This is a genomic window from Flavobacterium luteolum, from assembly GCF_027111275.1.
GTDB classification, from domain to species: Bacteria; Bacteroidota; Bacteroidia; order Flavobacteriales; family Flavobacteriaceae; genus Flavobacterium; species Flavobacterium luteolum.
Genome location: NZ_CP114286.1, coordinates 318,443 through 340,791 on the forward strand (window position 1 = coordinate 318,443; position 22,349 = coordinate 340,791).

The following is a 22,349-nucleotide window of genomic DNA, read 5'->3' on the forward strand; positions in this document are numbered from 1 at the left end:
AAAATTTTGTTCATTTCCTTATTTATTACTAATTAATTAACCGTTAATGACACGTTCGTAACACTCATACACCCGTCTTTGGTTCCTGTAACCTTAAGGGTATATGAACCTGACGGTACAGCGTTGTTAAATACAACATTATCAGTTCCCGAACCGGTACTTACTACGCTGTTCCCTACAGTATTGATTAACTCCCAACTGATTGCAGTGCCTGACAATACCGAAGTAAGTGTAATGCGTGGCACTTCGAAAGAGCATACTGTAGCCGAAGAAGGCACAGCAATAACCCGAGGTTGAGGAAGTATCGTTACTGTTGCAGTTTCTTGACCAAAACAACTTCCAGCAGCAACTGCTGCATTCAAAAGCACGGTATAAGGCGATGTTCCCTTATTGGTAAGAGTTCCTGTATTGAAAGTAGTCCCTGAACCAGATAACCCTGGATAATTGGATGTCCAAGAAACCACACCTCCATTATCTCCCGAAACGGTTAGCGTTGCCTGATCTCCCGAACAAATTGTTTGAGATGATGGCGTAAGAGCCAATGGAAGAGATGTTATAACGTTTACTGTCGCAGTTGCTGACGGCACAGAAGTACAGCCTGATACTTTATTTGTAAGAGTTACTGTATAGCTTCCCGCTGGTACAGTTACCAATCCTGTTGCCGATACCGTTACGCCTGTTGATGGTGAAACAACATAAGTGTAAGTTGCGGCATCATAATTGTTGATTTGGAAAGTACCGTTTGGTAATGCACAGCTTGTTGGCTGTGTTACAGCTCCTAAACTTGGTGCTGCTGGTGCCGTTGGTGCAGCATTTACTGTTGCACTTGCAGATGCAGGCGATGTACAGCCTGATGCAATATTTGTCATAGTTACCGTATAGTTTCCTGCCGGTGCTGTCACCAATCCTGTTGCTGATACCGTTACGCTTGTTGCTGGTGAAACTGCATAAGTGTAAGTTGCAGCATCATAACTGTTAATTTGGAAAGTACCATTTGGAATCGCACAACTTGTTGGCTGTGTCACTGTACCTAATGTTGGCGCAGTTGGTGCCGTTGGTGCAGTATTTACTGTTGCACTTGCAGATGCAGGCGATGTACAGCCTGATGCAATATTTGTCATAGTTACCGTATAGCTTCCTGCCGGTGCTGTTACCAATCCTGTTGCTGATACTGTTACACCTGTTGATGGGTTAACCACATAAGTGTAAGTTGCGGCATCATAACTGTTGATCTGGAAACTACCGTTTGGTGTTGCACAGCTTGTTGGCTGTGTCACTGTACCTAATGTTGGTGCTGTGGGTAATGAATTTACTGTTACAACAACTGGCTGAATACTACTACAAGTAGCATTACTTCCTTTGATGTAGTAAGTTCCGCTTGTGGCTACTGCATTAGGATTGCTCAACGCAATTGTTCCTGCCGCATCGGTGAAATAAGTATATGTCAATCCTGTATCACTACCCGCTGTAACAGCTGCTGCTGTTAAATCTACTGGAGTAGAAGAACATACTGCTGCCGGATTAACAGTTACAACATTAGGCATAGGATTGATATTAATTCTTACAGAATCATTTACATCTAACCAAGCATTACAACCATTTGACCAAAGTTTAACAGTATATAGACCAGCTTCACTAAGACCTGGAACAATAGTTGTGTCATCTGTAGTGACAACATTGTCTTTATATAAAATACCGTCTTTATATACCCTCAAAACCACTCCCGCTACTGTACCATGCACATGAAGATCAATAGACGGTGTTGGGATTGGGCAAACGCTTACATTTCTTATATCATTGCCAAAGTCGATAGTTGCCAAAGTAGTACAAGGACAATTAGCCCCGTCATTATTGGCTAATATACTCAACGTAGATATTTTAGTTGCTGTATAAGGAGCGTTTTTAGCTAATCTATATAATCCACCAGTTTTATTACCATAAACATACATTACATCATAAGCATCCCTAAAAATAGACCCGCTGGTTCCTTCAGAATTTAAACCGGATGTTCCTGGGTCCACTACTGTGTTTCCTACTATAGCACCTGTTGTCGAATTGAATTCAAAAAGTCTGGTTGGAGCCCCAACTGACACAGCTTTAATTGTGTTTGAGCTTTGATCAAATATCCAGTCATACAAAGCATAACCCGCACCATTCCCAAGTTGTGTGCTTCCAGCATAAGTAGGTGTACCATTATTTATATTTACTTTATAGTAGTTTTTACCTTGCTGATTGTATAGATATATATTTCCATTTTTATCAAAACTGCCACAAATAAATGAAGCATAGCTACTCGTTTCATTATTACTTGCACCTGCAGAAGGCGTATTAGGCAATCCCGTTACTTTATAAAATTGGGCCTTACCAGCCGTATCAATTTTTGCCAAGTAACCATAACCTACCGGAGCCCACAAAAAGTTATCCTTTTCATTGTATGCTAATGCATTATAGGTTGTTTTTGCTTTTCCCAATGGGCTATTCGGCAACGCTGCAATCAATGTTGTTGTGCCTGTTCTTGCATCAAAAGAATAAAGGTTGTTATCTCCAACCATATATCCAAGTGCACCGCACTCAAACGGAAGTACTCCACTTCCATTAACAATAATATTCACCGTGTATGATGCACTACAGCCACTCGCATTTGTAACTGTGTATATAATATTTGCAGAACCAACTGCAACTCCAGTCACCACACCAGTACTCGCATTTACTGTTGCTACACTAGTGTTATCACTGCTCCATACTCCTGCCGAAGGCGTACCTGTAAGTGTAGTTGTTGCACCTTGATTAATCGAGATTGAATCTGCAGGACCTACAGAAGGTACAGCAGGTAGTGCATTTATGGTTACTACCTGTGTTGCTGTTGCAACGTAACCATTATTATCTACAGTATAAGATATTGTTGCTGTACCCACTGACACACCCGTAACTAAGCCTGTTGCGTCTATAGTTGCTACTGTATTATCAGATGAACTCCAAACTCCACCTAGAGTGGCATCGCTTAATTGTGTTGTAGAATTTACACACGCTGATGCTGTTCCTGTAATCACTTCAGAATCAGGCAAAATTGTAACTGTAAAAGTCTTTGCTGTTCCAGGACAACCCGAAGCTGTAGTTGGCGTTACTGTAATGTTTGCAACAATAGGTGTTGAACCTGAATTTGTACCTGTAAATGAAATTGATCCCGTACCGCTTGCCGCCAAACCAATTGCTGTATTATCATTTGTCCAGTTATAAGTAGTAGCAAAGTCTACAGAAGTAGTTGCATCACTGTATTTTTTTGCAGCTATACCCGTTATCGGAATATTAATTGCCAAATTTTTATGGACAATTACATTAGCAACTGTATTAACAGACGATTTGTCTAATACATCAAGATGCACTTTTATTGGATCTGATGTACAAGTTGTGTTACTTACTGTAACATAATAATCTCCCGCCATAGCAGGTGTAGCACCACCTAAGTTTTGTTGTTTACCCGAATGTGTAGAACCATCAGGATAAGTCCAGGTATAAGCAGTACCGCCCAGAGCATTAATATCCAATTTTACAGGATCTCCTATACACTCTATATCTTTTGCAGGATTATTATTTATGGTCGCCATCAGGTTAGATGTTACTATTACGACTTGAGTAGTAACAGTACCACAAACTGTTTCTCTAATTTTTACAGAATAAGTACCAACATTTACATTTCCGAATCTATTTGATGATTGCCATGAAGCTCCATTATCAATACTGTATTCTAAAGTAGCTCCACTAACAACTGTTGAAGCCTCAACTACAACATCTCCTTTTCCTGAAGGATCACATGCAAAACCACCACTGTTTAAAGCATCAAACCCTATTGCACTTGATGCAGTAAAAGTAAATGGATCCAAATCGAGGACACGACAAGTTCCCGTTGAACCAATAACTCGTAAAGCAAGCGTGTAAGTACCATAAGGCATGTTTGTAAAGGTAGTCGCACCAGATGTAACCGCTCTTGTAGTACCTGCAGTTGTCCCCGGCCCACTTATTATAATAAGCTCATATCTCGATAAAGAGTCATATACACCATTTACAGTAAAGTTGAAAGAACCACATATTGCTGTCTTTGTAATGTCAGTCACAACAGGTTTAAGTCCGCTAGAGGTAACATTCACTGTTTTTCCATCATAACATCCTCCCGCAGTTGGAGTTTTCACCATCAGAGTATAGTGTCCTCCCGGCCAATTATTACTCGATGGACTAAGTGTAAATTCAGGGATAAAGTCTCCTCCACCACCCCAAGGATTCAATCGCCCTGTGTATCCTACAGGAACCAGGGGATTATCAGAAGCTGTAACCACATAAGTCAGACCTGCACTAAAAGGAGGTATTCCTTTTATAGTTACAAACATTCTATAACTTTCATTATACCTGCAATTATCCGCATCACTAGCTCTAAAGCTTAAATTTTTTTCTCCATTTGTAAGATCTTTAGTAAAATCTAAAGTGTTACCTGGCCATGTTTTTCCGTCATTATCAATAATTTTCCAATCTACATGAGTGTTTGGAGTAAAATCCAAAGTCTTCAAAACACTACTTGTAGCAATTACTGTTTTAGTATTTTCCGGATGAAGACCGCTTGTATCTGTAAAAACAAAAGTAGCAGGATATGAAATTAAACTATAGCCTTGGTAAGTTATCTGTGCCGTTCCACAAGAAGCGGTAACGTTTACGATCGGCAGAGTCTGATAAACATCAAGTTCTTTAACCGAATTATCACAAATATTTCTAAGACAAAGTTTAAGAGTATGCCCCAATACATTATCACCCGGAGGAAGATTAATCGTTACATTAGTAATTGGTTGTTCGGGATACGTAATTCCTGTGGTAACATCTTTTATATATATAGTAAAGAATTGCTGTTCAGCAGTTGTCATATAAATATATCCAGCTTTAAAAAAAGTAGCAGTTACAACTTTATATCCTCCCGCGGCGGTAGCCGGGTTTTGAAGCAGTAGTTCCCTTTGGTTTACTGTATATGCAGAAGCCGATACAGGCGTTTGTATAGTATAAGATCCTGTAGTATTTGCAACTACTGCTGAGGAACAGGTATTATCTTTTACCCAGAATTTATAAGAACCCGCTGCCAAGCCCGTAAATGTTGCCGAAGCCTGATAAGTCGCAGGTTCAGTATTTTGTGCAACAGGCGTAATCCCGTAACCATAATTACCGCTGCCACCAGTTGCAACTACTGTTAAACTCCCCAAGTCTGTAGGACACGCGACTTTGGTAACAGGAGAAACCGATACCGTAAGAGGAGTATAATTAACAACAGTAGTTACATTCGTCGAGGTAACGATTGTACTGTCATCATTATTACCTCTAGCCTTTACCGTATAAGTGCCGGCCGGTAAATTAGTAAAATTGCCAGAGGAATCCCATCCGGAGCCTGCAAAAGGCCTTACGATCGTCGATCCTGACAACAATTGAAAACCAACAGGTCCTGCCAAACCAGACGTTGTCGCAACAACACTAGTTTCATTAGGACAGTTGGAATTTGTTCCTGTAGCATTGACGGTTTGTGCAAAAACACTCCCCCCCATAAAACTAACTACAGAAAACAGAAACAGCACCAAAAATTTAATTTTTAATTTCATGATTATATTTAAGTCTGATTAATTAACTGTTAATGATACGTTTGTAACACTTGTATCACCAACATGAGTTTTCGGCATTGTTTCAAATGCATTTGCTTGTACAAACAAGTTCTTTTTGAAAAAATTGAGAACTTGAAAGGCGTAAAGAAATAAGAAGAGTACAATTTTTGTTTTCATAATTTTTTTTTAAAAAATATTATTTAAATTCTAACATAAAGGCTCTGTAAAAGAGCTTAATATTTTTTTTTTGCAAAGATAGATTGACTCAGATCCTGCATCTGTAGACCAATTTATTTTTAAATTGTAGTACTAGTTCTACAATTTAAAAAACAATTGCATCCCCACTTTAAAAAGAAACTGATTAAGCTAATTATATTGGAAGTTGGTAATTTTTGTAGTAAAATTTTATTCTTATTTTTAGAATAAGAATCCATTTATACCAGACTGTTTTTTAAAATTTGAATAATTGCTACTATTAAAATTTAGCTCTAACAAGCATATAGCCATTAATTTAATAACCTTACCTAATATCTACTGGACTTAGGAGTAAAGATTTAGTTAGAGGTATTGCAAAACAGTAACACATTTTAAAAACGTATATTTTCTTTATTAAAGCATGCTAATTCCTTATTAAAGCATGTTGTCAACTAACAAGAATAACTTTTTTATGGTGTATATATCTTCTTTTGATCTATGCTCTTTTAAGAGCCAAAATAATTGCTTGCTCAATATCAGATCCAGTAGCAGCCTTATTCAAATAGCCATTAGCGCCAGCTTCAAAATATGGTAGAGATTGAGAGCTTTCCTCTAAAGCCGAAAAAATTAAAATCTTAATTTCTGGCTGTATTTTTTTAACAGTTGGAATTATGCCTAAACTTACGCCATCTGGAAAATTGATATCTAAAACTATTAAATCAATTTTCTCTTTTTCTACTAGTTGTATTAAGTCTAAAAAAGTTGCCGCTTCATGCACTACTACAGAATCATAGGTGTTTTTAATAAAAAAACTCAATCCATTTCTGACAATATTATTGTCATCTGCAACTACAAAAGTTTTATTGCTAATCATATTCATTTAAATTTATAAGATTGTACTACGATATTAGAATCTCTTTTTTAGATTCCTTATCAAGATTGATATCTCGTACCTGTAGGAAAAGATTAAAACTTATGGTCGTGCCTTTATTTAATTCACTTTCAACATGAATATCACCTCCAAATAATTCAACAAACTCTTTACACAGATTTAACCCCAATCCTAGTCCAAGATTATGCACTTTATCTGAAACTTCACCCTGATAATAGGCTTCAAAAACATTTTTCAAATCTTCTGGCGGCATTCCGATACCATTATCTTTAATTTTTACTTTTAATTCATAGCTGTCTAACGTTACAGGACTACAACATACAAAAACTTCAATTATTCCTTTATTGGTAAATTTATTTGCGTTGCCTATAATATTGTAAAAAAGTTCTTGAATTTTTATTGCATCACTGCTTACAACCAGATCTGAAAATATATTCATCTCTAACTTAAATATGTTTCCTTTATCTTGCACTAAACTTGCCAATCCATTTAAAATTTGGGTCAATTCTTTTTTCAAATTAAATTTTGCTTTATTTAAAACAAGATTTTTTCCTTCATTTTTTGAAAAATTCAGTATTTGGTTAACTAATAAAGAAAGTGATTTTGTTGTAAATTGAATTGCATTTACTGATTCTCGAAGGTCTACATCTTTAATCTGCTTACTTATCGCACTTAAATAAATTGAAATAATATGTAAAGGAGAACGGACTTCATGGGCAATCATACCTACAATCCTGCCTTTAAACTTAAGATTTTGCTCGATCTTTCTTTGCATGGTTTGAAGACGCTCATTATCAATATAAGCAAGACGAGTAAAAAAGACCAATGCACCTGAAACTAAAATCATTAAAGACAATAAGCCAATGTTGGTATAACTTCTGGAGTCAATATTTTCTGCATATTGTTTTTTAAACTCGGCTATTGTATTGTCTTCAACTGAATTTAGAATTCTTGTATAATTATTTAGCAGTATCCCAAGTTCATTAAGCGTTCTCTCATAGTTTTCTAAAATTATGCCATTAATTTTCTTCAATCTTTCAGTCTCTTTCTTATATTTTTCAAATTCATTTTGATAATAGCTATTATTTTTTTTGAATATGTGGCTTACCTGATCTTTTATATCCCCAGAACTTACTTTATCACCATATTTCATCGTCATAATAAAATTCATTCGCTCTTTTTGAACAGCGGTTTTACCATTGATGGCGTCGGATAGTCTTCCTAAAAATTTCTTTTTAACAACACTATCAACCTCATAATGCGACTCAACATGGATGCTATTTAAAATCTCTTTATAGCTAAGCGGTGTCATATTCTCAGATTTGCCTCTAAAATCCCGACGAAGCAGAACCTGTCTGTTATTAAGGGAGTCAATCTTAGAATTAAAACCATAAAAAAAATCCTTATAGTTTTTTTTTCTGCTTACTTCACTATAAAAATCTTTATTAGTTTTTGTAAAATCCGACAACCCCTTTACGTGTTCTTTTAGCTTCTCCAAATGAGCATAATATTGCTTCAAATAAACTTCATTTTTTGAGTAAGCATACATCCTAAATTTTCTCTGCATAGCTATAAACTCTCCCTGCACCTGAAAACTTAAGCCCTTTGCTTTAGAAGAAAATTTTATTTTGTTCTGCAAATCTTCAAGTTTTGATTCATTAACTGTTTCGCTATAAAGCTGGATCAGCAGAAACATCTGTATAAAAATGATGCACCCTAGTAAAGCAAAATGCACCTTTTTTCTTTTTTTACATTGTGGTATTTGTTCTTGCATCTTAACTACATTAAAGTTTTTCTTGTGTATCTAATTTTGAGTATTTTTTATATAACTCTTTCATTTTGACTACGCACTTTTAAAATAAAGATTAAAAAAGCCTATTAACGAAGAAAGATTGCTAATTTCTAACTTCTCAAAAATTCTATTTTTATAAGTGCTTACTGTTGTTTTTTTTATGTTTAGATTTTTTGATATTACACTATTTCCACAGCCATCAACCATTAACTTTGCTATTTCTATTTCTCTATTTGATAATAGATCTAGCGGATTTGCAGGTCTTTTTAAAATATATGAATCCAATATCTTGTTTTGAATCTCTGGGCTTAAATACTTTCCTTTTTGAAGCATCGAGTCAATTGCCTCTTCCATTTCTTCAATGGCTGCCAATTTATTTAAATACCCGTTAGCGCCAGCATTTAGATATCTAATTGCATAAATTTCTTCTTCGAAAGCTGAAAAAATTAAAATTTTAATATCAGGCTGTATATTTTTAATAGTAGGTATTAAATTTAGGCTGGTTCCGTCTGGAAAATCAATATCGAGAACAAGCAAATCAATTTTCTTTATTTTTATCAGATTGATTATTTCTAAAAATGTAGATGCTTCATCTACTTCAGAATATTCATATTTTTTTCTAAGAAGGGATGCCATTCCTTTTCTAACAATGGCAAAATCATCTGCAACAACAAATTTTTTTACTGACATAATTTACGATGCTTTATATAATTATCTTATTAGTTTTGCGCCACATTTTCTCTAAAAAAGGACACATAAAAAGTTCTTCATGCATTCTTAAAAATGGATCTGTTTTTTTACAAGTCATCTGCACATTTAAAATCATCTAATGGATGGCGATTAAAATATTTAAAATAGGCTGTAATAAATCTTTTTCGATTATAGTTTACCTCATTTGAAATTTCAATTAAAGAAGTAAAATTTCCAGTTTTAATTAATTTATTAGCTTCTGTCATTTTGCATCTTACAAAAAACGAATATGCACCTTCATCATAAACCTTTTTAAAACTTGCTTTAAATTTAGTCTTAGACATAATGGCAATTTTTGCTAAATATGATAATCCTGGAAAAGTGTCCTTTACATTAGTAATTAAAAATTCAGCTGCAGTATTTAGTCCATTTAGCTCTACTTTACGGATATCAGATTTTGTAGGCTGGGTATAGGTATCTATAAAATTTGCCAGAACTTTAAAAGAAATTCCTTTTATGTACAATTCAAAATCAGCGTCAAATGCAGATCTACCTTTCAGCGAATTGATTAAAAGCTTATTGTTAGAATTAAGATGATTATAGAATAAAATTTTCTTTTCTATATTTTTCAATTTTTTATCTTTCTCAATCAGATAATTTATAAGTTTTTCTCTCTCTATTAAAATACGCAGGGTAAAAACACGCTGCCCTTTTAAAAGAATAAGATTACTGCCAATTGAACTATGCACTACAGAAAAACCAGATTTGCATTCTGGAACGCAACCATCCATTCTATTTTCGTCAATATTAAGCGTATTTATTTTTTCACTTAAGTCAAAATGCAATATGTATAGATCATCATCAGATTCTATTCTTTTTGCAAGCACATCAGCTGTAAAAACCCCATCAATGAGAACAACTGACATTCCATCCATAACCGTACAGGAAAAAGATACCCCTTGTCCAATATTTTCGGGAAAAATAGCAATCTTATCATTAATTAAAGTTGCATTTATACTTTTTGCCAGCGCGGTGTACCAATCTATTTTATGCGAATAAGTATGTTTTAATTCTACCATATGATTATAATTGAAGAGAATATGCTTTAGGCAACATTCCAAATTGTTTTTTAAATGCAATTGAGAAAACTGAACTAGAAGGAAAATTTAACTTATAAACAATTTCTTCTATAGTAAACTCTTGCGTATCTATAAGTTCTTTTGCTTTAAAGAGCTTATTGTTTAAGAAAAAAGAATGTGGCGTATAACCTGTTATCATCTTAAAAAAAAATTTAAACCTAGTTTGTGACATCCCAATCTGATTTGCCAAAGATTTAATTCCAGGAAAGCGATTTTGCAAATTTTGTATTAAAATATGCTGGCATTTAATAATACTAAAGAAATCCGATTCACTGACATGCTGTCTGATGATTTCATTTTTACCAATTCCTCTTAAATAATCAGAGATCAAAATGTGAGTTGTCCCTTTCATCGAAAGATCGAAAGTTATACCGTCTTTTTTATGTTTTCTTAAATCATCAAGAAGTTGAAAACAATCATTACTCATACGGTCCCATTCCGTAATTTTTTTTTCGGCAGAGTTTATGTTTATAATATCATTTATTCTTTCACTATAGAGTTTATTTTTTTTAGCAAATAATACTAACTGTTCTTTCTTTATGAAAATGCAGAATATAAATACTTCGCTTCCCTTTTTTATATCAAACTTAAAATCTGAGTCGCTGTCAATTAACGATAAATTGTAAAACCATGCTCCCATTGCATCTGAACTACCTCCACATGTTAGTTCAGCCTTAGATTTTGAAAGATTGTAAAAAAGTGCAACAAAGTCCTTCTTTATATTTTGCTGTATCAGACATAAATCTATATGATATTTTACATCAACATATAAAGCAACAATTCCCTCGTCGCATGACAAAACATATTTTTCTCCAGTATGAATTTCTTTTGGGACTATTATAGAATTTCCTGAAACCTTTCCTCCAAACTGCTTAGCATAGGAATCAACCCATTCCAAATCACCACCAAAATGTTGTATTATTTTTTTCATTGAATTTTTAGTAGTAACAATTTTTGATTTATGCTTTAATCTTCAAATGCATTTTCATTTACACTTTTACCTTATAATTAATGGATTGAAAATCGTATCATAAACTTTTTCTCATTAATTTACAGGACAAAATTAAGTGAAGAACAATGTATCATTGATTAAGCATGAGTCCGAAAAACATAAAAATAAGACTAGAAGAGAAAAACGAATCTAAAAAGGATGCTATAGAGAGTTTAATCTTACAAATAGAGAATTTTAATGATTGTAATTAAAATAATTAAATATTCTCTGATTAGGTATCAACGAATGTCCTTTACTAATAATTTAAGATTCCAACCGTACAATCCTTCTTAAAAGCAACACAATACACTGAAAATCATTTAATAAATTTCACATTTTTGTTGTACATTTATATTACAAACCTTTTTTTTACCAGTGAAAATTATCAAACACTCTTTTGGAGCAGACCTTGAATGGATTGATTCCTATGCTAAGCAGTTTGGAGGAAAACTTCTTGGAAATACTATAATAGTACCTGAAGAAATTCATAGCGGTATCAGGTATTTTGCAGATTGCGGAGATGATGCCATTGCACTATATATTAATGTGCAATATAATACCGACATACATTTTATTCAAAAAAATATAAAGGACGATTTTATTGCCTTTTACTATGATTTAAACCAAACTGAATCAAAAAAAACTAATGAAGTATTTTGCGATATAGGCCGTTTCGGATATAACTTATCAATTATTGATGGGGCACTGGATACAGATTACAGTGTGCACAAAGGCAGCTCGACATTTATTCTATGCATTTTTATAAAGAAATTAAAAATAAAACAGTATATCAAAAAGACACCTGCTTTTGCAGAAAAGCTTGACAAGATAATGGATTCAAAAAAAAATATCTTTATTAAATTTGATAGGATTTCCTTGAAAAGCAATCTAATATTAAAGGAACTTCAAAACGAAACAGTTGGTACAGGTACTTTTAGTTTAAGAATTAATGCGGCTGTCCACTTACTGATTTCTGATTATTTAGATCAGATGACAAACGAAAGTATTGTGATAGAAAAGATCAATTATGAAGATGTAATGACCATAATCAATATTCAAAATTTTTTATTTGAAAATTATCAATACAAATTTCCTTCCATTACAGCACTTGCTAAAAAAGCAAATATGTCTGAAACAAAGTTTAAAAGACTGTTCATAAAAATTTCTGGAACTACCCCACATATTTTTTTTACAGACAATAAGCTATTTAAAGCTAAGGAACTTCTTTCTGAAAAAAGAAATAATATTTCTGAAATAGCAGCTATGCTAAATTTTGAAAGCTATTCATACTTCATTGCAAAATTTAAAAAAAAGTTCGGCATATCTCCCCTAACTTTTTTACAGAAAGCATAATTACTTTTATGCCGTTTTGCACTTTAATATAATTTAGTTTTCATTTTTCCTATAATCATTTTTTTTAATAAAATCATGAATAGGCCTTCTTCTAAAGAATTTGAAGTAGAGCTCTGAAAAATAATTTAATTGTGAATAATTTAAATCTTCGACCAATTCAGTTAAGGTATAGTAATTACCGCTTAATAGTTTTTCATGAGCTAGTTTCATTTTTGCCTCATGAAACATATTTTGGGCAGTTTTTTTAAAATATTTTTTAAATAAATTCTTAAATTTAGTTTCAGACATTCCTGCTTTCTGGGCAAGAACCTGTATTGTTGGAAATGCTTTGTCTATATTGCTTAGTAAGTAAGCCTCTGCTTTTAGTATCCCTCCCTCGTCCCAAGCTGAAATGTGACTTTTCGCTACAGTGCCTAATTTAAGCAGAACATTAGAAATTAGACGAAGAGAAATGCCTTTTAAACTAACCTCATAAGAAGAATCCCTGAATGACATATCTTTTAAATTAATCAGCTGCAATAAACTGTCTGCATCAAGATCATCAATATAGATTTTTTTTCTGTCGAATACGATTGCTTTTTTTATAAGTTCACTCTCTGGATTCTCTTCTATTAATTCATTCATCAGAAGATTATCGATAAATAGTCGCAAAGCAAAAATTCTATGTCCTATTACAGGCTCAAAACAATATTTCCCCTGATTTTTGAATATGGAAAGACCTCGCTTTATATTATTCCCCATTTTATAGGTAGAACTTTCGAGATGCATTTTATTCTCTTGCTCACTTAAATCAAAATGAAACACATATCGATTTACACCGTCTTTTATACGGTTAATCTTCAATTCAGATGATAATGTAAAATCCATAACAATGGCTGCAACTCCAGGAACAACCTGAATAAAAAAAGTATGTCCCAAACCCAGTTTTTCGGGAAAAACCAATAGTTTTTCATCCAAAAATGACGCATGAAGCGTCTTAGCCATTTCCTGCTGCCATTCAGGTGTAACGCAGTAAAACCGGTGTTTACTATACATTCCTTTATATTTTACATTGAAAAATGATTAACTTTTTTTAACTATAGTAAAGGTAACCTTTTTTACAACTTAAACACTTAACTTTTAACAGATTAAACAAAAGTACCTTTTTATTTTATCAAAATCTTTAAACAAAATCAATAAAACTAAATGTTTACGAGGTATAATATTTTAGACTGAAAAAAAGCTTTTTATCTTAGCCACCATATGTACAACTTCTATTCCTGCCAATGTTCTTCTGGCAGACTCAAAAATTTTAAAAACCCAAACAGTTTTGTATCTGCAATTTAAATATTCATGTAAATAATTTTCAATATATGAGATTCCAAACTGATATAATATGACAAAAGCCTGATTGCGCAATCAGGCTTTTCAAAAATATTTCACATTAATTTAAAAAAACTTTTTTTCTCACAATAGCTAAAATAAAAAAAACAATTCAAACTTAAATTAAAAAACAAACGCTCTCAAGGTATCATTATTGGTTCATGCTTAAATAAAGATAACCCGCAGTTGTTACTTCTTTTTGATCTGAATTTTGATATCTGAGAATATAATAATAAGTACCCGTTGGGAGTCCTTTGCTTTGATTAATCACAGCTCTTCCATTAGAATAGCCCTCAAAAGCATTGTTTTGATTATTGTATCCATCGGTATGAAAAACAATTACTCCCCAGCGGTTATAAATTTCAACCGTGTTTTTTGGGTAACATTCAATACCATCAATTGTAAACCTATCATTTACACTGTCTCCATTTGGAGAAAATGCGTTATGAACGACTACTTGGCAGCCCACTATATCAAGAACTGTCGGGTCATTGTCCTCATTGGTTGGCGACGATTTGTCGGACAGGTCACTAACATCTTCCCCATTAGGATTTACAGGTGTTGGAGGCCCTTTCGCTTCTGCTAAAGCCTGGTTGACAACTTGACCTTTTGCTAAATCATCTGAAGTGATAACATAATCAGCTCTATAAAGCCATTTCTCATTTGTATCTAGATATCCGTTTGAATTAAGATCTCCCGTTTTACTACTCGAATCTACAGGATCAAGTGCAGGTGTTGACATTCCAGGAAGCGGATCTGTTACTTTTACATTACTTAAACGCGTATTTCCGATATTGCTTACCGTAAAAAGATAACTTATCACATCGCCCACTTTTGCATTATTAAAGTTTCCACTAAATGAAGAAATCTCCTTAACAATTGCAATTTTTGGAATATTTGGCAACGGAACTACAGTACAAGTTGGACAATTCGGATCATAATACTCATCATCCGGCTTAACAGGATTAGTTGGGTCTTCGGATGTATCATTTACTACCGTACCTCCAGGATTATCTGGTGTCGGCGGTGTGTTACCTTGAGCAATCGCGCTATTGTAAATTACTCCTTTCTCAAAATCTGACTCCTTGATTGTATAAATTAACTGAGCCCTGCCCGTTTGTCCGGGATCCAAAGTGCTAGGCGTTAGTGATAAATTAGTTATGCCTAAAAATTGATCGTTGATTTTTACATTTTCTAATCTAATATTTCCTGTATTCTGCGCTGTAAAAGTGTATGTAATTGTTTCATTTACATCAGGAAAACCATTTCCGTTACTATCATTAGATGCGGTGAAGGAAGCATCTTTATATAATAAAATTGACGGTTGTGGTATAATTGGAGTCAAAATCACACTATCTTGATCATTTTCTGCTGGATCATTGTTGTTTGGAGTTGAATTTGGATCAAAATTATCCGAAGCAATTATTTGAGCTACATTTTTGTATTCATCCGCTGATCCAGTCGAATTATTGACTCTAACTCTGTAAACCAATGAAACAGGATTATTAACAGAAACATTAAAAGTCGGCCACGTAATTGTGCTTCCAGATAATACTCCGCCGTTGTTTGCACTAATAAAAGTATAACCAGACGGTAATACATCATTAGCACGTACACCAGTAGCGTCATTTGGTCCAAGATTACTTACAGTTATTGTAAAATCAACCTGATCACCAACGAACGGCGACATATTGCTTACCGATTTTGTCAAAGCAATATCAGAACAGAAAATAACTGTTAGATCAACTTTTAACGCATTGCCAATACTATTTTCACAAATAGCATTGTTTTGCACTGTAACGTAGTAAGATGTAGTTGCCGTTATAGCAGGCGTCACAAAGGTCGGGCCTGTATAAAGCAAAACAGATAAATTAGCATCTTGATACCATTTGAAAATAGGATTAGTAATAGCACTAGAAGCTGTAATTGATGCACTGCCTCCAGTACATAACGAAGCATTTGAAGTAGTTGCTGAAATATCAGAAGCCAAAGCCAAAGGATTGACTGTTGCCACAACCGCTTTTCTTGTGTTGACGGCGTTTTCGCAGACTCCATCGCCGCTTACGCTGACATAATACGTTGTCGTTGCTGCCGGAGTTACAGTATAAGTATTTCCTGTAAAGAGTGCCGTAGTCGTTGTCTGATCGGCATACCATCTGAAAATTGGTGTTGTTACTCCAACTGATGAGGCTGTAAGCGTTGTCGATGAACCCGCACAAATTACAGCATCGGAAGCTGTGATATCAGCATCCAAACCTAATCGATTCACAGTAACCATAACCGCTTTTCTGGTATTAATGGCATTCTCGCACACTCCATCACCGCTTACGCTGACATAATACATTGTCGTTGCTGCAGGAGTTACGTTATAAGTATCTCCCGTAAAAAGTGCTGTAGTTGTTGTCTGATCGGCATACCATGTAAAAACTGGCGTTGTTATTCCAGTAGTTGAAGCTGTAAGCGTTGTCGATGAACCCGCACAGATTATAGCATTAGAAGCCGTTATATCAGTATCCAAACCTAATCTATTAACTGTAACCACAACCGCTTTTCTGGTATTGATGGCATTCTCGCAGACTCCATCACCGCTTACGCTGACATAATACGTTGTCGTTGCTGCAGGTGTTACACTATAAGTATCTCCAGTAAAGAGTACCGTAGTCGTTGTCTGATCAGCATACCATCTAAATACCGGTGTAGTTACTCCCACAGACGAGGCAGTTAGCGCAACCGATGAGCCTGCACAAACTACTGCATCTGAAGCCGTGATATCAGCATCCAAACCTAATCGATTCACAGTAACCAAAACCGCTTTTCTGCTATTGATGGCGTTTTCACAAACTCCATCACCGCTTACGCTGACATAATAAGTTGTCGTTGCTGCAGGAGTTACATTATAAGTATCTCCTGTAAAAAGTGCCGTAGTTGTTGTCTGATCAGCATACCATCTGAATACTGGTGTATTTACTCCTGAAGACGAAGCAGTTAGCGCAACCGATGAGCCTGCACAGATTATAGCATCAGAAGCCGTTATATCAGAATCTAAACCTAATCGATTCACAGTAACCACAACCGCTTTTCTGGTATTGATGGCGTTTTCACAGACGCCATCACCGCTTACACTCACATAATACGTTGTCGTTGCTGCAGGTGTTACACTATAAGTATCTCCCGTAAAAAGTACCGTAGTCGTCGTCTGATCAGCATACCATCTGAATACTGGCGTAGTAACCCCAGTGGATGAAGCTGTAAGCACAGTCGATGAACCAGCACAAATTGCGACATCTAAGGCCGTGATATCAGAATCCAAGCCTAATCTGTTGACAGTAACCACAACTGCTTTTCTGGTATTAATGGCGTTTTCACAGACTCCATCACCGCTTACACTCACATAATATGTTGTCGTTGCTGCAGGTGTTACACTATAAGTATCTCCTGTAAAAAGTACCGTAGTCGTCGTCTGATCAGCATACCATCTGAAAACTGGCGTTGTTATTCCAGTAGCTGAAGCTGTAAGTGTAGTTGATGAACCCGCACAGATTACAGCATCTGAGGCCGTGATATCAGCATCCAAACCTAATCTGTTGACAGTAACCACAACTGCTTTTCTGGTATTGATAGCGTTTTCACAGACGCCATCGCCGCTTACGCTGACGTAATACGTTGTCGTTGTTGTCGGAGTTACGTTGTAAGTATCTCCAGTAAAGAGTGCCGTAGTCGTTGTCTGATCAGCGTACCATTTGAAAACTGGCGTTGTAATATTCGTTGAAGCTGTAAGCGAGGCTGATGAACCTGCACAGATTACTGCATCTGAAGCCGTGATATCAGCATCCAAACCTAATCTATTCACAGTAACCACAACCGCTTTTCTGGTGTTAATAGCATTTTCACAAACGCCATCGCCGCTTACGCTGACATAATACGTTGTCGTTGCTGCAGGTGTTACATTATAAGTATCCCCTGTAAAAAGTGCCGTAGTTGTTGTCTGATCCGCGTACCATCTGAAAACTGGGGTTGTTATTCCAGTTGCTGAAGCTGTAAGCGTAGTCGATGAACCCGCACAAATTAATGCATCTGAAGCTGTGATATCAGCATCCAAACCTAATCTATTCACAGTAACCACAACCGCCTTTCTAGTGTTGATCGCGTTTTCACAGACTCCGTCACCACTTACGCTGACGTAATACGTTGTCGTTGTTGCCGGTGTTACAGTATAAGTATCTGCTGTATTTAATACTGTGGTACTTGTCTGATCAGCATACCATCTGAAAACTGGATTTGTTATTCCAGTAGCTGAAGCTGTAAGTGTAGTTGATGAACCCGCGCAAATGACAGCATCGGAGGCTGTGATATCAGAATCCAAGCCTAATCTGTTGACATTTACTACAACCGCTTTTCTGGTGTTGATGGCATTATCGCAAATATTAGTTCCTCTCACACTAACATAATAGGTAGTCGTGGTTTGTGGCGAAGGATCATATACCGCTCCGACTGATAGCGGATCCAGAGAAGTTTGATCAGCATACCAAAAAAATTCAGGATTACTGATTGTTGATGATGCGGTTAAAACTGCGACGTCTCCTAAACAAATAGTTTGATCAGCAGCATCAATATCTGCTGCCGTCGCCAAAGGATTCATTGTAACTGTTACTGGTTTTCTTGTATTTGGTGCATTTTCACAAACATTGTCTCCGCTAACACTTATAAAGTAAGTTGTATTTACTGTTGGAGATACTGTATAAGTGTCTCCAATATTTAATACTGCTGTTGTCGTTTGATCGGCATACCATCTAAAAATTGGAGAAGAGACAGTTGATGAAGCACTAAGAACTGAAGCTTCGCCTGGACATGTTGTAGTATCAGCAGCGGTGATATCGGTAGCAATTCCTAAAGGATCAACATTCACAACAACGGCTTTTCGTGTATTAATTGCATTCTCACAGACTCCGTCACCGCTCACGGTGACATAATAAGTTGTCGTTGATGCCAGAGAAACATTATATGTATCTCCCGTACTCAAAACTGTTGTACTTGTCTGGTCTGCATACCATCTAAAAACGGGCGTGGTAACATTGGTTGTTGAGGCAACAAGACTCACGGAAGATCCTGCGCAAATTGTTTCATCCGCAGCAGCGATATCTGAATCCAAAGCCAAAGTATTTACATTTACTGTTACTGCTTTTCTTGTATTTAATACATTTTCGCAAACTCCATCCCCGCTTACACTTACGTAATATGTTGTAGTTACGGCTGGAGAAACAGTATAAGTATCTCCAGTGAAGAGAACTGTAGCACTTGTTTGATCAGCATACCATCTAAAAACGGGCGTTGTCACGGTAGTTGATGAAACTGCCAGTGCTGCAGAAGAACCAGCACATATTGTTGCGTTTGTACTTACTATATCAGAATCAAGCCCTAAAGAATTTATTGTTACTGTAATGGGTTTTCTATTATTGATCTCATTCTCACAGACATCATTACCTTTTACACTTACATAATACGTTGTAGTTGAGGTTGGAGAAACAGTATACGTTGTACCAGTATTAATTGCTGTCGTACTGGTTTGATCAGGATACCATGTAAAGGTAGGATTACCGATAGTCAATGTACTTACTGTTAGCGTAGCACTACCGCCGGGACAGACTGCACTGTCTGCACCCGTAATATCAGATGCGATAGCGGAGGCATTAACATCTACAGTAATCGTTCTTGTTGTTGCAGCTGATGGGCAACCACTCAAGCCAGTTATCGTATAGGTAATTGTTGCAGTTCCCGGTCCATTACCAGTAATTACCCCATTTGCATCTACAGTGGCAATACCAGGAAAATCTGTACTCCAAAGTCCGCCCGGGTCGCCATCAGTAGTAAAAAGGGTTGTATCTCCCGGACATAAATTCTGTTTTCCTGATAAAGTCCCCGGATTAGCTTGAATAATATTTACAGAATAAACAGAAGGTATAACCGGACAACTTCCGGTTTGTATTATTGTGTATTTTATATTTGTTGTACCACGTGCAACGCCCGTTACTACACCACTTGCATCAACTGTCGCAATTGTTATATCTTCACTTTCCCATAATCCGCCGGGAGTTCCAGTCGAAGTTAATGCAGAAGTACCGTTAACACAGATATCCTGATTTCCAGATATTATACCTGATTCTGCAGCGTCTTCTACTGTAATTGACCTTGTAACCGATACATCAGTACAACCTCCTGTTCCACTAACTGTATAAGTTATTGTTGTTGTACCTGGCAATATTCCGGTAATTATACCACTGCTGTCAACAGTTGCGATCGTTGTGTCGAGACTTGACCATGAGCCACCCGCATCACCATCAGAACTAAAAGTTGTTGTTGCGCCTTGGCAAATATTTTGTGTTCCTGACAAATTTCCAGCATTTGGAGGCGCTGTTATGGTCAATGTTACCGGAGTTCGCACAGAAGTTGTGCAACTGCCATTATTTCCCTGTGCATAATACGTTACGGTTCCTACTGTGCTTAGTGTTGGAGATGCTACAATATTTCCAGCAGTCGCGGCATCATACCAAACTACAGATTGACCTGTAGGAACGCTCGCAGTTGCTGTCAGCGTGGTTGGAGAACATCCTTGAGAGGCAACTGTTGTATTGACTGGTACGCTTGCAGCAGTCAACGTAATTAATGCATTATTTGAAATATTCCCATCAGCATCTCTGCCGTTATATGCCATTGGAGTTGGTGCTATTACACTGCTGGATTGAGGTTCAAAAGTAACTTGACCAGCTGAATTAACTTCCCAAACTCCTTCTCCCAGAATAGTTATTGAAACAATATCCCCTTCTCCATCGGTAATAATATTTGTCCCTGTTCCCGGATTAACCAAACTTACAGTTGAGGGTACAATTGCATTTCCAGTAGTATCATTGGACAAAATATTTATTGCCCCCGAAGGACTTCCTACATTGAAACAAGCTACATCTGGCGAAGCAGCTGGAAGTCCAATTGCATAATCTTCTACTTCTCCATCCATAAATGCACCGCCTGTATCAGAAGTTGTAATTGCTTCTGTCGTTGTTCTTACTCTTAAATAAGTTCTGGCATGACCTGCTGTATTAGTCAAAGTAACATTATTCCAAGTAAGATTAACGCTTCCTGTCAATGTTCCTGCCGGCGTTGTTGCGGTAGTCCCTTCTGACGGCTGAAATACGCCGTCATTATTCCAGTCAATCCACGCCACATAATTTGCGGGCAGTCCTGTATTATTGTGAAAAGTAGTAGAAACTGTATAACTGCTGATTAATTGTCCATTGTTTGTCAATGGCGGAATGGTCTGTATTCCATCATCATCAACAGAAGCGTCTGCCAATACAGATGGCGAACCATCGGGTTCAGTGTAATTAGTATCTCCTAAAATAAGTGTTCCAACAACGCCGTGAGATGGCCCACCGGAAGCTAGCAATGTTTTATAACTGTCTGGTGCGTCTCCAAAATCTGAACTAATCGTAATTACGATCGGACTTAAGCCTGATGCTTGAACATTGGCTTGACCAGTAACACTCCAAATTCCTGTCATCAAAAAGAAATCAGTTACTTTAGTAGTCGTTGATGGTGGAGTGAATAGTACCTGATGGTTTAGATCATCAGGAGTACCAGATCCTCCACTAGTTGTCTGTCTTCTGATAGTCATATTATTAGGTAATGCCGCCGCCGCTGTTGCTCCAATTGAATTACTTACTAAAGTTCTCCAACTGTGATTTGCAGCAGAAGTATTGATTGATTGATTGATAAGCTGTCCAGTGATCCCGCCAATAATATATGGAACATACGTATTGCCATCATAACCAAAAAAAGCAACCCATTCAGCGTTTCCATTTGGTGTTCCATGAACACCATCAATATCCAAAGCAAGAAAATTAATGCTGGAAATAGGTCGGCTGAAATAAATTCTAAAACCAATGCTGTTCGTACAATTATTTCCCATTCCGTTATCGGCATTCTGGGTATTCGCCATTTGAATTTTAGTGAAATTTGTTGGTGTTTTATCTCCAACATAAGCAGGAAGCGTGATTCCAGTGAATAATCCTCCAATATCTGGTCCCGCAGTTCCTGAACCCGCGGCTCCTGTAGAATGTGTGGCGCTACCTGTAGTTATCATCTGTGCTTTTACAATAGTTCCATCAGGCATTCTTTTTCCATTTGGCATTGAGCTTAAAATATCAGCAATTGAAAAACTGTAATTCGTTTGAGCAGATACACTTGTTATTAAAAACACTGTAATAAATACTAATAAGATTTTAACTGTATTTTTCATTATCGATAAATTTTAGTG

The 22,349-nt window shown here is 36.1% G+C and carries 9 protein-coding genes; 1 reads left to right on the forward strand and 8 read right to left on the reverse strand.

The window, feature by feature from the left end; translation table 11 throughout:
- Positions 1-32: 32 nt before the first annotated feature.
- The 6 genes from OZP10_RS01140 to OZP10_RS01165 all read right to left on the reverse strand — a co-directional run bounded on the left by OZP10_RS01140 (position 33) and on the right by OZP10_RS01165 (position 11,266).
- Positions 33-5,627: a beta strand repeat-containing protein gene (locus OZP10_RS01140; RefSeq protein ID WP_281633131.1), complete on the reverse strand. Its 5,595-nt coding sequence runs from the start codon at positions 5,625-5,627 to the stop codon at positions 33-35.
- A 691-nt stretch (positions 5,628-6,318) separates the two neighbouring features.
- A complete protein-coding gene (locus tag OZP10_RS01145) occupies positions 6,319-6,696 on the reverse strand; it encodes a response regulator (protein ID WP_281633132.1) in 378 nt (125 codons plus the stop codon).
- A gap of 25 nt (positions 6,697-6,721) precedes the next feature.
- Positions 6,722-8,488, reverse strand: a complete 1,767-nt coding sequence (locus OZP10_RS01150; protein ID WP_281633133.1) for a sensor histidine kinase — start codon at positions 8,486-8,488, stop codon at positions 6,722-6,724.
- Positions 8,489-8,557: 69 nt separating this feature from the next.
- Positions 8,558-9,196, reverse strand: a complete 639-nt coding sequence (locus OZP10_RS01155) for a response regulator transcription factor (protein WP_281633134.1) — start codon at positions 9,194-9,196, stop codon at positions 8,558-8,560.
- Positions 9,197-9,303: 107 nt separating this feature from the next.
- Positions 9,304-10,275, reverse strand: coding sequence for a helix-turn-helix transcriptional regulator (locus tag OZP10_RS01160; protein ID WP_281633135.1), 972 nt, complete (start codon positions 10,273-10,275; stop codon positions 9,304-9,306).
- 4 nt (positions 10,276-10,279) lie between these two features.
- Positions 10,280-11,266: a helix-turn-helix domain-containing protein gene (locus OZP10_RS01165; RefSeq protein ID WP_281633136.1), complete on the reverse strand. Its 987-nt coding sequence runs from the start codon at positions 11,264-11,266 to the stop codon at positions 10,280-10,282.
- A gap of 435 nt (positions 11,267-11,701) precedes the next feature.
- Between OZP10_RS01165 and OZP10_RS01170 the strand changes: the two genes are divergently transcribed.
- Positions 11,702-12,679, forward strand: a complete 978-nt coding sequence (locus OZP10_RS01170; protein WP_281633137.1) for an AraC family transcriptional regulator — start codon at positions 11,702-11,704, stop codon at positions 12,677-12,679.
- Positions 12,680-12,712: 33 nt separating this feature from the next.
- On the opposite strand, the gene OZP10_RS01175 is transcribed toward OZP10_RS01170, so the two are convergent.
- Together OZP10_RS01175 and OZP10_RS01180 are read right to left on the reverse strand one after the other, a co-directional pair.
- Positions 12,713-13,636, reverse strand: coding sequence for a helix-turn-helix domain-containing protein (locus OZP10_RS01175; RefSeq protein ID WP_281633138.1), 924 nt, complete (start codon positions 13,634-13,636; stop codon positions 12,713-12,715).
- A gap of 556 nt (positions 13,637-14,192) precedes the next feature.
- Complete coding sequence (locus tag OZP10_RS01180; protein WP_281633139.1) at positions 14,193-22,331, reverse strand: Ig-like domain-containing protein; 8,139 nt, start codon at positions 22,329-22,331, stop codon at positions 14,193-14,195.
- Positions 22,332-22,349: the final 18 nt, after the last annotated feature.

Coding starts and splice junctions, on each gene's coding strand:
- OZP10_RS01150 (WP_281633133.1), bottom strand. CDS start 8,488: ATGCAAGAACAAATACCACAATGTAAAAAAAGAAAAAAGGTGCATTTT.
- OZP10_RS01145 (WP_281633132.1), bottom strand. CDS start 6,696: ATGATTAGCAATAAAACTTTTGTAGTTGCAGATGACAATAATATTGTC.
- OZP10_RS01155 (WP_281633134.1), bottom strand. CDS start 9,196: ATGTCAGTAAAAAAATTTGTTGTTGCAGATGATTTTGCCATTGTTAGA.
- OZP10_RS01160 (WP_281633135.1), bottom strand. CDS start 10,275: ATGGTAGAATTAAAACATACTTATTCGCATAAAATAGATTGGTACACC.
- OZP10_RS01140 (WP_281633131.1), bottom strand. CDS start 5,627: ATGAAATTAAAAATTAAATTTTTGGTGCTGTTTCTGTTTTCTGTAGTT.
- OZP10_RS01180 (WP_281633139.1), bottom strand. CDS start 22,331: ATGAAAAATACAGTTAAAATCTTATTAGTATTTATTACAGTGTTTTTA.
- OZP10_RS01165 (WP_281633136.1), bottom strand. CDS start 11,266: ATGAAAAAAATAATACAACATTTTGGTGGTGATTTGGAATGGGTTGAT.